Genomic DNA, 15,115 nt, shown 5'->3' on the forward strand with positions numbered 1-15,115 from the left:
CTATCCGCCCTCCGCACCCGCAGAACTGGAGATGCGCGGCATCACGGGAGACGTCAGCTCCGGGAATGTCACGCATCTCCGGTTCTGCGCAGGGGGTGCAGGAGGGGTGGTCACAAGACGGTCTCGGTGAGGATCCTCCCCAGCTGCTGCGTCTCCGTGAGGAAGCCGTCGTGCCCGCGGGTCGAGGCGATCCGGCGCACCCGCACCGGGCGGGGCAGGCTGGCCGCCAGCAGCTCGGACTGCTCCGGGTGGAACAGCCGATCCGAATCCACCGCGGCCACGGTCCACCGGCAGGTGGTGCGGGCCAAGCCCGCCCGCAGCCCGCCCCGGCCCCGTCCCAGGTCATGCCCGAGCAGGGCCTCCGTCAGCCCCAGGTACGCGTTGGCGTCGAAGCGGCGGGCCAATTGCCGGCCCTGGTGGTCCAGGTAGCTCTCCACCCGGTACCGCCCGCGCCCGTGCACCGCCCGGTCCTCTTCCGTGCCCTCCTGCCCGCGGCGCCCGAAGCGACGGTCCAGCTCGGCAGGTGAGCGGTAGGTGATGTGGGCGATGCGCCGGGCCAGCTCCAGGCCTCGCACCGGACCCGCCCCGAGGGGGTAGTCGCCGTCGCGGAACTCCGGATCCTGCCGAATGGCCAGAGCCTGGGCGTGGCCCCACGCGATCTGCTCGGCGGTGGCCGCGGGACCGGCCGCGACGACGGCGCAGGCCCGCACCCGCTCCGGGAAGCTCACCGCCCACTCCGCGGCCCGGCAACCGCCCAGGGACCCGCCCACCACCAGGTGCCACCGGTCGATGCCCAAGGCATCGGCGAGCAGGGCCTCGGCCGCGACGGCGTCGCGCAGGCTCGCCCGCGGGAAGCGGGAACCCCAGATCCTCCCGTCCGGGCCCGGCGAGCACGGGCCCGTGGAGCCGTCGCAGCCGCCGAGCATATTGGGGCACACCACGAAGTACCGGTCCGTGTCGATGGCGCGCCCCGGCCCGATCAGGCCCTCCCACCAGCCCGGCCGGCTCGCGGCCAGCCGGGTCTGCTCGGGGGCCTCCGGTCCCACCCGCCCGGCGGCGGCGTGGGTGTCCCCGGTCAGGGCGTGCAGCACCAGCACCGCGTTCGAGGCGTCCGGGGCGAGCTCGCCCCACGTCTCGTAGGCCAGGGACGCAGCGGGCAGCACCTGCCCGCTCTCCAGGGCCAGGGGCCCAAGGCCGAGGGTGCGCACCACACCCTCGGCCCGGGTCCCGACGGGTGCTGCCACCGCGGTCACGCCGCCGGCTCCGGGGCCCGCGCGTCCTGCGCGGCCCCCTCGACGGCACCCGTCTCACGGGCCTCGGCGATCCGCTCGAAGCCGTGCTCCAGGTCCGCGAGGATGTCCCGGATGTCCTCGATGCCCACGGCCAGCCGCACGAACCCGGGGGCCACCCCGGCCGCGCGCAGCTCATCTTCGGACAGCTGGGAGTGGGTCGTGGAGGCCGGGTGGATCACCAGCGAGCGCACGTCCCCGATGTTCGCGACGTTGGAGTGCAGCACCAGGGAGTCCACGAACCGCTGGGCCGCCGGGGAGCCGCCGTCGATCTCGAAGCCGACCACAGCACCCACGCCCTGCGGGCCGTACTTGCGTCCCAGCTCGTACCACGGGGAGGAGGGCAGACCGGCGTAGTGCACCTTCGTGACCTCGGGACGGGCCTGCAGCCATTCGGCCACCTTCTGGGCGTTGTCCACGTGGCGCTGGACCCGCAGGGACAGCGTCTCGATGCCCACGGAGATGTTGAAGGCGTTGGTCGGGGAGATCGAGCAGCCCAGGTCCCGCAGCAGGGTCACCCGGGCCCGCAGGATGTAGGACAGGTTCACGCCGAACACGCCCTTCTCCCCGAGGTCCTCCGCGAAGACCAGCCCGTGGTAGCTGGGATCCGGGGTGTTGAACTGCGGGTAGCGCTCCGGGTCCCGGCCGTAGTCGAACCTGCCGGCATCCACGATCGCCCCGCCGATGGAGTTGCCGTGCCCGCCGAGGTACTTGGTCGCCGAGTGCACGACGACGTCGGCACCCCACTCGATGGGCCGGATCAGGTACGGGGTGGGCACCGTGTTGTCCACGATCAGCGGCACCCCGGAGTCGTGGGCCACCGCCGCGAGCGCCTCGATGTCCAGGACGTCGCTGCGCGGGTTCGGGACGGTCTCCCCGTAGAAGGCCTTGGTGTTGGGGCGCACGGCCGCACGCCAGGCCTCCGGGTCGGAGAAGTCCTCCACGAAGGTGGTCTCGATGCCGTAGGCGGCCAGGGTGTGCTTGAGCAGGTTGTAGGTGCCGCCGTACAGGCTGGGGCTGGCCACGATGTGGTCCCCGGCCTGGGCCACGTTGAGCAGCGCGAGGGTGATCGCGGCCTGCCCGGAGGAGACCAGCAGCGCCCCGACCCCGCCCTCCAGGGAGGCGATGCGGTTCTCCACGACCTCCTGGGTGGGGTTGGTCAGGCGGCTGTAGATGGGGCCCAGCTCCTTGAGGCCGAAGCGGTTGGCCGCGGTCTCGGCGTCGGGGAAGACGAAGGAGGTGGTCTGGTAGACGGGCAGCGCCCGGGCGCCGGTCGCGGCGTCGGGCTCCTGCCCGGCGTGGATCTGGCGGGTGTCGAATCCCCAGCCCTGCGGGGCGGAGGGGGTCGGGAGGGTGGTGTTCTCGGTCATGGTTGCTCCTGCGCTTCTGTGTCAGGGGCGACGACGTCGCACACGGGAGGACATCACCGGTGGGAGCCCGCGCACTGCCTCTCGACCCGGAACCCGCTGGTTCACCGGGGAGCAGCCTCTCGGCGTGCGCGGAGGTCTGTCGGCGACCTCCCGGGCACTCGTGCGCCCGCGCTTGCCGCGTCCGCCGGTCGGCGGTGCGGCCAGGTCCTCACCCAGGGCACCCCACCGCGGTGGGAGGGTTGCCGGCCAGCTAGCTGGGGCTTGTCGCTGGCTCTCGTGACCTGGCATCAACCCTGCTCCCCCGTCCGGCGCCGGTCAAGGACGGCGGCGAATGGGTCCGCGGATGACGGATCGTGACGCGTGTGACGCCGCCGCGACGTCCTCTAGGGTGGAACGGTGCGCGAGGACGGGCCGGGGGCGGACTGTCCGCATCCTCCGGTGCGCCGCGCGCCCACGCACCGCTTTCGTCGTCCGATGAGGAACTCCATGTCCGGTACCAGCCTCCCCTCGCCGTCCCCCGCCGACGCCGCGGATCCGACCACCCTGCAGCGGGGGCTGACCCTGCGCCACATCCGCTTCATCGCGCTCGGCTCTGCGATCGGCACGGGCTTGTTCCTCGGCTCGGCCTCCGCGATCGGCTTCGCCGGGCCCTCCGTGCTGCTGGCCTACGTGATCGGCGGGGCCGCGGTGTTCATGGTCATGCGGGCGATGGGCGAGATGGCCCTGGCCCATCCGGTGGCGGGGGCGTTCTCCGAGTACGCGCACCTGTACCTGGGCCCGTGGGCCGGGTTCGTCACGGGCTGGTCCTACGCCTTCGAGATGGCGCTGGTCGCGGTGGCCGATGTGACGGCGGTCGCCCTGTACATGCGGTTCTGGTTCCCGGGCACCCCCAGCTGGGTGTGGATCACCGCGGTGCTGCTGCTGCTGGCGGCGGTGAACCTGGGGAAGGTCAAGGTCTTCGGGGAGGCGGAGTTCTGGTTCAGCATCATCAAGATCTCCGCGATCGTCGCGATGATCGTCGGGGGTGCTGCCCTGCTGGTCTTCGGCGTGCAGCTGGATCCGGTCCAGCCCTCCACGGTGGCCAATCTGTGGGATCAGGGCGGCTTCTTCCCGAACGGCCTGGCCGGGTTCCTCGCCTGCTTCACGGTGGTCATGTTCGCCTTCGGCGGGGTGGAGACCATCGGGATCACCGCCGGTGAGGCCCAGCACCCGGAGGTGTCCATCCCCCGGGCGGTGAACACGGTGCCGGTGCGCATCCTGCTGTTCTACGTGCTGACCATGGGCGTGATCATGTCCCTGACGCCGTGGTCGGCCATCGACGGCGATTCCTCGCCGTTCGTGCAGATCTTCTCCGCCCTGGGCGTCCCGGCGGCCGCGCACATCCTGAACTTCGTGGTCCTCACCGCCGCGGTCTCCGCCATCAACGCGGACATCTACGGGGCGGGGCGGATGCTGTTCGGCCTGGCCGAGCGCGGTCAGGCGCCGCGGGCCTTCGCCCGGGTCTCCTCCCGCGGGATCCCGCTGTTCACGGTCCTGGCGATGATCCTGGTGCTGGTGGTCGGGGTGCTGGTCAACCACTTCTTCGAGAACGCGTTCCTGATCGTCGCCTCCCTGGCCACCTTCGCCACGGTGCAGGTGTGGGTGATGATCCTGCTGACCCACCTGGCCTTCAAACGCCGGATGCGCGCCGAGGGGACCGCCACGGCCTTCCCCACCCCGCTGTGGCCGCTGGCCTCCTGGCTGGCCCTGGCGTTCATGGTGGGCGTGGTGGTGCTGCTGGCCTTCTTCGAGGACACCCGGGTGGCCCTGTACGTGGGGGTCATCTGGTGCGTCCTGCTGGCCGCGGTGTACCCGCTGGTGCGCCGCCGCGGCGGTGGGGCCGGGCCCTCCCCTGCCCCTACAGTGGAGGGATGAGCCAGACTCCCTCCCCCGTCTGGGGCGACGCCGAACCCCCGAGCACCCCGCAGGAACCCACCGTGCGCACCCTGCACGGGGACGCCTTCGAGGACCCCTACGAGTGGCTGCGGGCCAAGGAGGAGCCGCGGGTGCGCGCCCAGCTGGAGGCGGAGAATGCCTACGCCGAGGCCGTGACCGCCCCGCTGGCCGGGCTGCGCACCCGCCTGTTCCGGGAGATCCGCGAGCGCGTGCAGGAGACGGACCTGACCGTGCCCGTGCGCGACGGCGCCTGGTGGTGGTTCGCCCGCACCACCGAGGGCCACGATCACCCCGTGTACTGCCGGGTGCCCGCCGTCGGCGACGAGCGGGATCCCGAGGCGTGGGAGCCGCCGGTCATCCGGCCCGGTGAGACCCTGCCCGGGGAGCAGACCGTGCTGGATGCGCAGGAGCTGTCCGAGTCCGTACCGTTCTTCGCCCTGGGCTCCTTCTCCCGGGACCGGACCGGGAACCTGCTGACCTACTCCGTGGATGCCTCCGGGGATGAGCGCTACACCCAGTACGTGAAGGATCTGCGCACCGGGCAGCTGCTGGCAGACCGGCTGGAGGAGGTCTTCGCCGGGGGCTTCCTGACCCCGGATGGACGCTGGCTGATCTACACCCTCGTGGATGAGTCCTGGCGCCCGTGTGAGATCCGGGCCCACCGGATCGGGACCCCCGTGGAGGCGGATCTGAGCCTGCTGGCCGAGCAGGACCCGACGATGTGGCTGGGCTGCGGCCTGAGCTCCGATGAGACCCACCTGATCTTCGAATCCGGGCACTCCGAGACCACCGAAATCCGCCTGCTGGAGCTGGCCGAGCTGGACGCCGCCGAGCCGGCGGACCCCTGGCTGCTCCTGGACCGCGGGGCCCGGGTGCTGGCCAGCGCGGACCCGGTGGAGCTGGAGGGCGTCCCGGCGGTGCTCCTGGTGCTCGACGACGCCGCCCCGGACGGCCAGCTGGTGGTCCTGGACCGGGAGGCCGCCCGGGCGGCGTCGGGCCGCATCGAGCGGCTGCGCCGGGCCTGGACCGCGCTGCTGGCCCCGCAGCCCGGGCGTCGGGTGGAGGCGGTGGCCCTGGGCGCGGGCCACGCCGTCGTGGGGCTGCGTCAGGAGACCATCAGCCAGGTCGGGTTCCTGCCGCTGAGCGAGATCGCGGCGGCGCTGCGCGGCGGCGTCGTCCCCGAGCCGTTCTTCCCGGCCTTCGACGAGCAGCTGTTCACCGCGAGCCTGTCGCACTGCTCGGTCCGCTCGCCCGTGGTGCGCCTGGCCGTCACCTCCTGGACCACCCCCTCGCGGGTGTACGACTACCTGCCCCAGGGGCGGCGGCTGCTGCTGCGCCGGGAGCAGCCCGTGCTCGGCGGCTTCGACGCGCGGGACTACACGGCGTACCGGGACTGGGCAGAGGCCCCCGACGGGACCCGCATCCCCGTCTCCGTCATGCACCGGGCGGACCTGGACCTCGACGCGGAGCACCCGGTGCTGCAGTACGGGTACGGCTCCTACGAGGCCAGCATGGACCCGTACTTCTCCATCCCGCGGCTGTCCCTGCTGGATCGCGGCGTGATCTACGTCGTCGCCCACGTGCGCGGCGGCGGCGAGCTGGGTCGGGCCTGGTACACGGACGGGAAGAAGCTGGCGAAGCGGAACACGTTCACGGACTTCATCGCCGTGACGGACCACCTGGCGGCCCAGCCGTGGGCGGATGCCGCCCGGATCGTGGCCGAGGGAGGGTCCGCCGGGGGCCTGCTGATGGGGGCGGTGGCCAACCTGGCTCCCCGGAAGTACGCGGGGATCCTGGCGGTGGTGCCCTTCGTGGACCCGGTCACCTCGATCTCCGATCCGCAGCTGCCGCTGTCCGCCCTGGAGTGGGAGGAGTGGGGCAACCCCATCGAGGACGAGCGGGTGTACCGGTACATGCGGGGGTACGCGCCGTACGAGAACGTGGCCGCCCTGCCGTATCCCCCGATCGCCGCGATCACGAGCCTGAACGACACCCGTGTGCTGTACGTGGAGCCGGCCAAGTGGGTGCCGGCCCTGCGGGAGGCCAGCACCTCCGGGGCGCCGGTGCTGCTGCGCACGGAGATGGACGGCGGCCACGGCGGCGGCTCCGGCCGGTACCAGCGCTGGGAGGACACCGCCTGGGAGTACGCCTTCCTGCTGGGCTGCCTGGGTCTGGCCGAGGCCGAACCCGTCCACGACGACGCGGCCGCAGACAGGCTCCGGGAACAGGGCGGGTCCGGCGCGTGAGCCGCGTGCCGGGATCGGAGCGGAAGGCTCCGCCGCCGATCCGCCGGGTGGTGTTCGCCGAGGACGCCGTCGGGCGCTTCGGCGGGGTGGAGACCCTCCTGCGGGTGCTCGCCCCGCGGCTGCGCGAGAGCGGCCTGAGGGTCGAGTACCTCTCTCACGAGCCGCCGAGCGGCCCGGCGCCCACCCCGGGTCCGGTGCGCTGCTTCGCGGTGCCGGGGTCCGCCTCCCGGTGGGTTCGGCTGGCGGCCGGACTGCGACGGCGGGTCTTCCTGGCCTCGCTGGGCCCGCGCGATGCCCTGGTGATGATGAATGAGACCACCGCGGCCGAGCTGCTGCCGGGTCTGAGCGCAGCCCACCGACTGCGCCCGCGCTCCCGGCGCCCGCTGAGCGTGATGCAGTTTCACAGTCGCTTCGACTCCGCCTGGCGGGTGCGCGGGGATGCGATCCTGCGCCGAGCGGGTGCGGTGTGCGAGGAGTTCCTGGCGCTGAACGAGCAGGAGGCCCGCCGCTTCGCCGCGGCCTACGGGCGCCCGGTGGGGTCCATCCCCAATCCCGTGGCCGTCCCGGTGGCCCAGACCCCGCGTACCCGACGCCCCACCCGGGTGGTGTGCGTGGCGCGGCTGGCCCCGGAGAAGCGGGTGGACTGGGTGCTGCGCGCCTTCGACGCCGCGGCCTCCCGGCACCCGGGCTGGGAGCTGGAGGTCGTCGGAGACGGCCCGGAGCGGGCCGCACTGGAGCGGCTGACCGCGGGCCTGGAGCACGGGCAGCGGATCCGATTCCGCGGGGAGGTGCCCACCGCAGACCTGGCCGAGGTCTACGATGCCGCCGGGCTGCTCGCCCTGGCCTCGGCCTTCGAGGGCACCCCGATGGTCCTGGCCGAGGCCATGGCCCGCGGCGTGCCCGTGGTGTGCACGCCGTCCTCCGAGGCGGTGGCGGCCACCGCCCGGGCGGCGGGCTTCCTCAGCGAGGACTCGCCCGGAGCCTTCACCCGGACCCTGGCCGACGCCATGGGCCAGGAGGAGACCGCCTGGCGGGAGCTGTCCGCCGCGGCCCTGGAGCAGGCCCGCACCCACGACCCGCAGGCCGTGGTGGAGCACTGGCTGCGGCTGCTGCGCCGCTGAGCCCAGATGCGCGAGGGGCCGGGCGCCGCAGGGTCCCGCCCTGCCTCGCCCGGCCCCTCAAGCGGTCTCCCGGTGTCGGGGGCTAGCCCTGCACGCCGAGCTTCTCCAGGATCAGCTCGCGCACGCGGGCGGCGTCGGCCTGGCCGCGGGTGGCCTTCATGACCTGCCCGACCACCGCACCGGCCGCCTGGACCTTGCCGCCGCGGATCTTCTCCGCGACCTCCGGCATCGCCGCCAGCGCCTCATCCACGGCCGCCCCCAGGGCGGAGTCGTCCGAGACGACGGCCAGGCCGCGGGCCTCCACGACCTCGGCCGGGGTGCCCTCCCCGGCCAGGACGTGCTCGAGGACCTTCCGGGCGATCTTGTCGTTGATCTTGCCGTCCTCGATCAGCCCGTTCAGCTCCACCACGGTGGCGGGGGTGGCCCCCAGCTCGCCGGGCTCCACCTCGCGCTGCTTGGCCAGGCGGGCGATCTCGCCCATCCACCACTTGCGCGCCACCGCCGCGGAGGCCCCGGCGGCCACGGTCTGCTCGATCTCCTCGAGCACCCCGGCGTTGACGACGTCGCGGAACTCCTCGTCCGAGTAGCCCCACTGCTCCTTGAGCCGCTTGCGCCGCTGCGCGGGCGGCTCCGGCAGCTCGGCCCGCAGCTGCTCCACCCAGGCCCGGTCCGGCACGATCGGCACCAGATCCGGCTCCGGGAAGTAGCGGTAGTCGTCCGCGTCGGACTTCGGGCGCCCCGAAGTCGTGGAGCGGGTGTCCTCGTGCCACATGCGGGTCTCCTGCAGGATGGACCCGCCGGAGGACAGCACGGCGGCGTGGCGCTGGATCTCGTAGCGCACGGCCCGCTCCACCGAGCGCAGGGAGTTGACGTTCTTCGTCTCCGTGCGGGTGCCGAACGTCTCGGCGCCCTTGGGCATCAGGGAGACGTTGGCGTCGCAGCGCACGTTGCCCCGCTCCATGCGGGCATCCGAGATCCCCAGGTTCTTGACGATCTCCCGGATCGCGGCCACATAGGCCCGCGCCAGCTCGGGGGCGCGCCTGCCGGCCCCGGTGATCGGGCGGGTCACGATCTCGATCAGCGGCACCCCGGCCCGGTTGTAGTCCACCAGGGAGTACTGGGCGCCCTGGATGCGTCCGGCCCCGCCGTGGTGCCCGAGCTTGCCGGCGTCGTCCTCCATGTGGGCGCGCTCGATCTGCACGGTGAACACCGTGCCGTCCTCCAGCTCCACGTCCAGCGCGCCGTTCTCGCAGATCGGCTTGTCAAACTGGGAGGTCTGGAAGTTCTTCGGGGTGTCCGGGTAGAAGTAGTTCTTCCGGGAGAACTCGGTGACCTCGGCGATGTCGCAGCCCAGGGCCAGACCCAGCCTGATCGCGGACTCCACGGCCTGCTTGTTCACGCTGGGCAGCACCCCGGGCAGGCCCAGGGAGACCGGGCTGGTGTTGGTGTTGGGCACGTCGCCGAAGGCGTTGGGCGCCCAGTCGAACATCTTGGTGGCGGTGTTCAGCTCCACGTGCACCTCGAAGCCGAGCACCGGGTCGTAGGCCTCCAGGGCCTGATCGAAGTCCATCAGCTCATCGGTCATCACTCGGACACTCCTTCGGCGTCGGCCTCACCCGAGGCGGCGAGCAGGTCTTCCACGGCCGGGCGGCGCTGCAGCAGCGGAGCCCCCCAGGCCTTCTCCAGGGCGGCCTCCAGGCCGGCCGCGGCACGGTACATGCGGGCGTCCTCGCGCACCGGGGCGATGAACTGCACGCCCACCGGCAGGCCGTCGTCCTCGGACAGCCCCGCCGGGACGGAGATCGCGGGGACCCCGGCCAGGTTGATCGGGATCGTCGCGATGTCGGACAGGTACATGGACAGCGGGTCGTCGGTCTTCTCCCCGAAGCGGAAGGCCGTGGTCGGGGAGGTCGGGGCCAGCAGCACGTCGGCCTGCTCGAAGGCCGCGGTGAAGTCCTCGATGATGCGGGTGCGGGCTTTCTGGGCGGAGCCGTAGTAGGCGTCGTAGTACCCGGCGGACAGGGCGTAGGTGCCCAGGATGATGCGGCGCTTGACCTCCGGGCCGAAGCCGGCGGCCCGGGTCGCGGCCATGACCCGCTCGATGGTCACGGGGCCCTCCTCGGGCTCCACGCGCAGGCCCCAGCGCACGCCGTCGTACTTGGCGAGGTTGGAGGAGACCTCCGAGGACATCAGCAGGTAGTACGCCCCCAGGGCGTAGCGGTAGTGCGGCATGTCGATCTCCACGATCTCCGCCCCGGCCTCACGCAGCGCCTCCAGGGCGTCGGCCACGCGGGCGGCGACCCCGGGCTGGATGCCCTCGGCCTGCTGCAGCTGGCGGATGACGCCGATGCGCATCCCCCGGATCCCGCCTTCGGCGGCCCCGGCGCGGGCCTGGGCGGCGAAGTCCCCGACCTCATCCGGCAGGGAGGTGGAGTCCTTGGGGTCGTGTCCGGCGATCAGCTCGTGCAGCAGGGCCGCATCCAGCACGGTGCGCGCGTGCGGGCCGATCTGGTCCAGGGAGGAGGCCATCGCGATCGCCCCGTAGCGGGAGACCGATCCGTAGGTGGGGTGCACCCCCACGGAGCCGGTCACTGAGGCCGGCTGGCGGATGGATCCGCCGGTGTCCGTGCCCAGGGCCAGGGGCGCCTGGTGGGCGGCGACCGCCGCGGCCGCGCCGCCACCGGAGCCGCCGGGGATCCGGTCCAGGGCCCACGGGTTGCGGGTCGGGCCGAAGGCGGAGTGCTCGGTGGAGGAGCCCATCGCGAACTCGTCCAGGTTGGTCTTGCCCAGGATCGGCATCCGCGCCTGGCGGATCCGCTCGACGACGGTCGCGTCGTAGGGGCTGACCCACCCGTCGAGGATCTTCGACGCCGCGGTCGTGGGCTGCCCGGTGGTGACGATGTTGTCCTTCACGGCCACGGGGACGCCGGCCAGCGGGTGCAGCGGCTTCCCGGCGGCGCGATCTTCGTCCACGGCGCGGGCCGTGGCCAGGGCGCCCTCGGCGTCCACGTGCAGGAAGGTGTTCAGCCCGTCGGCCCGGCCGGTGGCCTCGATGCGCTCCAGGTGGGCGCGCACCAGCTGCTCGGAGGTGATCTCGCCCGCGGCCAGCAGGTCAGCGGCCTGGGCGGCGGTGAGGGTGGTGAGGTCTGCGGCGCTCATCGGCATCTGGCTACTCCTCCCCCAGGATCGCGGGCACCTTGAACTGGCCGTCCTCGGCGTCGGGGGCGCCGGACAGGGCCTCCTCCTGCGTCAGGGTGGGCCCGACGACGTCCTCGCGCAGCACGTTGGTCAGCGCGATGGGGTGGGCGGTCGGGGCGACGTCCTCCTGGGCGATCTCGGACACGGACTGCACGGATTCGACGATGACCTCGAGCTCGCGGGACATCGCGTCCAGCTCCTCGTCGGTCATGTCGATGCGCGCCAGCTCGGCCAGGTGGGCGACCTGCTCGCGGGTGATCGCAGACATGGATTCTCCTGCTCGGGTTCGGTGGGTGCGGGACCCCGCGCCCGGCGCGGGCGTCCCGCAGGTCAGTCTAGTAGCGCCGCCGCGGGCTAACCTCCCGGGCGGGTCCGCCGGAGCGCACCCGGGGACGCGACGACGCCCCGCTCCCCTTCCGCCGGAGCGGGAGGGAGGCGGGGCGTCGGACTCGGCGTCCGCTCAGCCGCGGGGGCCGGAGCGGATCAGGCGCTTCACGCGGCCGGGATCTCCAGAACCTGACCCGGGTAGATCAGGTTGGGGTTGGAGACGCTGGAGGCGTTGGCGTCGGCCAGGGACTCCCAGGACACGCCGTGGGCCGCGGCGATCGCGGACAGGGTGTCACCGGCCTGCACGGTGTAGGTGCCGGCAGCCGCGGTGTACTGGGTCTGCGCCGGGGCGGCCTGCTCGGTCTGCGCCGGGGCGGTGTACTGGGTCTGGGCCGGAGCAGCCTGCTCGGTCTGGGCCGGGGCCTGGGTCTCAGCCTTGGGGGCCTCGACCTGCTGGGCCTGGGCCGGGGCCTGGGTCTCAGCCTTGGGGGCCTCGACCTGCTGGGTCTGGGTCTGCGCAGCGGAGGTGCCCTGCTGCTCGGTGGCGCCAGCGGCGGAACCGCTGGTGTCGGCGGCACCCAGGCCGACGCCGCACACGGGCCAGGCGCCCTTGCCCTGGGTGGCCAGGACGTTCTCGGCCACGCGGATCTGCTCGGCGCGGGAGGCGTTCGCCGGGTCACCGGTGCCGCCGTTGGCGGCCCAGGTGGAGGCGGTGAACTGCAGACCGCCGGAGAAGCCGTTGCCGGTGGAGGTGCTCCAGTTCCCGCCGGACTCGCACTGGGCGACGGCGTCCCACTGGGCCTCGGTCGCAGCGTGGGCCGGCATGGACAGGGTCGCGGCGGCGGCGCCGCCGACGACGAGGGCGGCGGTGCCGCGGCGGACGTTACGACGGATGGTGGAAGTAGTCTTCACGATGCTCCTCGGGCCACCTGCGCTCCGTCCATCCCTGGACTTCTCCGCGCCGTCGTCTACCCATCGATGTGTGTGGGGATCTTCTCGAGGTGTCTGCCCTGTAGACGACTCCGGTGTACGGCAGCACCCAGCATATTCGGCCCCTGCACCATGCGCAGGATGACCAGCGTGATCGCCTCGCGGCGATGAACTTTGATAACGATACAATAACGATTTTGGGCTTGGCAACCAAAAATCGTGACGGAATCTTGACCTTCCGTCGTCCCGCCGTCGGAAGCACCTCAGCGGGTGTCCTTGGCAGGACGCGTGCCAGCCTAAGCGGACCCCGCGCAGGGGGTCAAGACCGCAGCCCATGGCGGGGGCCACAGGTCACGGGCCGGTCACGAACCCCGAAAGGCCCCGGAACCCGCGGAATCACGCGGCATCGAAGGGGGCCGGGCCCTCCCGCAGCAGCACCGCGAAGCCCTCCGCATCCAGGATCTTCACACCCAGCTGCTCGGCCTTCTCCAGCTTGGAGCCGGCGTTCTCCCCCGCCACGAGGAAGTCCGTCTTCTTGGACACGGAGCCGGTGGACTTCCCGCCGCGCCGGATGATCGCCTCCTTCGCGGAGTCCCGGGTGTAGCCCTCGACGGTGCCGGTGACCACGACCGTGACCCCCTCCAGCACCCTCGGCACGGTCTCGTCCCGCTCGTCCTCCATCCGCACCCCGGCCGCGGCCCACCGGTCCACGATCTCCCGGTGCCACTCCTCGGCGAACCAGTCGATCACGGCGTCGGCGATCACCGGGCCCACCCCGTCCGTCTCGGCCAGGGCCTCGCGATCGGCCGCGCGGATCGCGTCCATCGAGCCGAGGCGGGTGGCCAGGGCCCGTGCGGCGTTGGGACCCACGTGGCGGATGGACAGGGCCACCAGCACCCGCCACAGCGGCTGGGTCTTGGCCTTGGCCAGCTCCTGGAACAGGGTTTCGGTGTGCTTCTGGGGCTGATCCCGCCGCAGCCCCTTGACCCGCGCGGGGGCGTCCACCGGGATGCGCCCGTAGAAGTAGGGCACCAGCTCCTGCTCGCCGGTGCGCTGGAACCGGCCGTCGGCCCCGCGCACCCGCTTGCCCGCCTCGTCGGTGAGGAAGGTGTCCCGCCAGGTCTGCACCGGCTCCAGATCCTCGGGTCTCAGCTCGAACAGCCCCGCCATGGACACCAGCGGCGGTTCGGCGGGCTCGGCCGGCTGGGTCAGCGCCTGGGCCGTCTCCTCCCCCAGGGCGTCGATGTCCAGCACCGAGCGGGAGCCGATGTAGGCCAGGGTCTGCCACAGCTGGGCCGGGCAGGAGCGGTGGTTGGGGCAGCGCAGGTCCACATCCCCCTCCTTGGCCGGGGCCAGCCGCGTCCCGCAGGAGGGGCAGGTCTCGGGCATCCGGAACTCCCGTTCGGTGCCGTCGCGCAGGGCCGCCACGGGCCCCACGATCTCCGGGATCACGTCCCCGGCCTTGCGCAGCACCACGGTGTCCCCGATCAGCACCCCCTTGGCCTTCACCACGTCCTGGTTGTGCAGGGTGGCCATGGACACGGTGGAGCCTGCCACCTTCACCGGCTCCATCAGCCCGTACGGGGTGGCCCGTCCGGTGCGCCCGACGCTGACCTCGATGTCCAGCAGCCGGGTGTTGACCTCCTCCGGCGGGTACTTGAAGGCCACGGCCCAGCGCGGCACCCGGGAGGTGTGCCCCAGCAGGGCCTGGGTGCGGAAGTCATCCACCTTGACGACGATGCCGTCGATCTCGTGCACCAGATCGTGCCGGTGCTGCCCGTAGTCGGCGATGAACTCCAGGATCTGCTCCTCGGTCTCCAGCACCCGGGCATAGGGGCTCACCGGCAGCCCCCAGGAGGCCAGCAGCTCGTAGGCCTGCGACTGGGAGTCCGCGGACAGCTCCGTGCGGTGCCCGATGCCGTGGATGAACACGGACAGCCGACGCCGCGCGGTGACCTCCGGATCCTTCTGCCGCAGGGACCCGGCCGCGGCGTTGCGCGGGTTGGCGAAGGGCGCCTTGCCGGCCGCGACCAGGGCCTCGTTCAGCTCCCGGAAATCGGCCGAGGCGATGAAGATCTCCCCGCGCACCTCGATCTCCGCGGGTACGTCCTCACCGGTGAGCCGCTGGGGGATGGAGGCGATGGTCGCGACGTTGCGGGTCACGTCCTCCCCGGTGGTGCCGTCCCCGCGGGTCGCGGCGCGCACCAGGCGCCCCTCCCGGTACAGCAGGTTCACCGCCAGTCCGTCGATCTTCAGCTCGGTGAGCCAGGCCGGGCGCGCCCCGGGTCGCAGCCGCTCGATGGACTCCCGGGCCCGGGCCACCCAGGCGCGCAGCTCCTCGACGGAGAACACGTCCTCCAGGGAGTACATCCTCTCCAGGTGCCGCACCGGGGCGAAGGCCTCGGAGACCTCCCCGCCGACCTCCTGGGTCGGGGAGTCGTTGGCGACCAGCTCCGGATGCTCGGCCTCCAGCGTCTCCAGCTCGCGGTACAGCGCATCGTAGGAGGCGTCGGAGATCCTCGGGGCGTCCTCCAGGTAGTAGGCGGTGCGCGCGGCGCGGACCTGCTCGATCAGCTCGGCGTAGCGGTCCTTCAGCCGCTCCTCGGGGATCTCGCGGTCGGCGTCGGCGGTGGCGTGCTGGGCGCGGGTCTTCTCAGTGCTCACGGCAGACCATTGTCCCCCATGGCCCCCGGCCCCGC

The 15,115-nt window shown here is 72.6% G+C and carries 10 protein-coding genes and 1 riboswitch; of the genes, 3 read left to right on the forward strand and 7 right to left on the reverse strand.

Going from position 1 to position 15,115, the window contains the following annotated elements; translation table 11 throughout:
- Positions 1-110 precede the first annotated feature (110 nt).
- Positions 111-1,253 (reverse strand): homoserine O-acetyltransferase, encoded by a 1,143-nt coding sequence (locus NQ707_RS03485; RefSeq protein WP_055684387.1) that lies wholly within the window; start codon positions 1,251-1,253, stop codon positions 111-113.
- Positions 1,250-2,659 carry a bifunctional o-acetylhomoserine/o-acetylserine sulfhydrylase gene (locus NQ707_RS03490; protein WP_055684386.1) on the reverse strand — a complete coding sequence of 470 codons (1,410 nt, stop codon included), beginning with the start codon at positions 2,657-2,659 and terminating at the stop codon, positions 1,250-1,252. The genes NQ707_RS03485 and NQ707_RS03490 overlap by 4 nt, the downstream gene beginning before the upstream one ends.
- Positions 2,660-2,822: 163 nt before the next feature.
- A riboswitch (SAM riboswitch) is annotated at positions 2,823-2,941 on the reverse strand.
- Positions 2,942-3,145: 204 nt separating this feature from the next.
- On the opposite strand from NQ707_RS03490, the gene NQ707_RS03495 reads away from it, so the two are divergent.
- The 3 genes from NQ707_RS03495 to NQ707_RS03505 are packed head-to-tail and all read left to right on the forward strand — an operon-like array spanning position 3,146 to position 7,961.
- Positions 3,146-4,573: an amino acid permease gene (locus tag NQ707_RS03495; protein ID WP_055684385.1), complete on the forward strand. Its 1,428-nt coding sequence runs from the start codon at positions 3,146-3,148 to the stop codon at positions 4,571-4,573.
- A complete protein-coding gene (locus tag NQ707_RS03500) occupies positions 4,570-6,840 on the forward strand; it encodes a S9 family peptidase (RefSeq protein ID WP_055684384.1) in 2,271 nt (756 codons plus the stop codon). The genes NQ707_RS03495 and NQ707_RS03500 overlap by 4 nt, the downstream gene beginning before the upstream one ends.
- Positions 6,837-7,961 (forward strand): glycosyltransferase family 4 protein, encoded by a 1,125-nt coding sequence (locus NQ707_RS03505; protein WP_055684383.1) that lies wholly within the window; start codon positions 6,837-6,839, stop codon positions 7,959-7,961. The genes NQ707_RS03500 and NQ707_RS03505 overlap by 4 nt, the downstream gene beginning before the upstream one ends.
- A gap of 82 nt (positions 7,962-8,043) precedes the next feature.
- Here NQ707_RS03505 and gatB read toward each other — a convergent pair whose 3' ends face one another.
- The 5 genes from gatB to ligA form a co-directional block, all read right to left on the reverse strand.
- A complete protein-coding gene (gene gatB / locus NQ707_RS03510; RefSeq protein ID WP_404434802.1) occupies positions 8,044-9,546 on the reverse strand; it encodes an Asp-tRNA(Asn)/Glu-tRNA(Gln) amidotransferase subunit GatB in 1,503 nt (500 codons plus the stop codon).
- Entirely contained in the window at positions 9,546-11,120 is a 1,575-nt protein-coding gene (gene gatA, locus NQ707_RS03515) for an Asp-tRNA(Asn)/Glu-tRNA(Gln) amidotransferase subunit GatA (protein ID WP_055684445.1), read from the reverse strand. Before gatA ends, gatB begins: the two co-directional genes overlap by 1 nt.
- A 10-nt stretch (positions 11,121-11,130) precedes the next feature.
- Positions 11,131-11,427 carry an Asp-tRNA(Asn)/Glu-tRNA(Gln) amidotransferase subunit GatC gene (gene gatC / locus NQ707_RS03520; protein WP_055684381.1) on the reverse strand — a complete coding sequence of 99 codons (297 nt, stop codon included), beginning with the start codon at positions 11,425-11,427 and terminating at the stop codon, positions 11,131-11,133.
- Between the two features lie 224 nt (positions 11,428-11,651).
- Complete coding sequence (locus tag NQ707_RS03525) at positions 11,652-12,398, reverse strand: transglycosylase family protein (RefSeq protein ID WP_055684380.1); 747 nt, start codon at positions 12,396-12,398, stop codon at positions 11,652-11,654.
- A gap of 414 nt (positions 12,399-12,812) precedes the next feature.
- Complete coding sequence (gene ligA, locus NQ707_RS03530) at positions 12,813-15,080, reverse strand: NAD-dependent DNA ligase LigA (RefSeq protein ID WP_404434807.1); 2,268 nt, start codon at positions 15,078-15,080, stop codon at positions 12,813-12,815.
- Positions 15,081-15,115 lie beyond the last annotated feature (35 nt).

This window comes from Rothia sp. BD8, assembly GCF_044878465.1.
Lineage (GTDB): Bacteria > Actinomycetota > Actinomycetes > Actinomycetales > Micrococcaceae > Rothia > Rothia kristinae.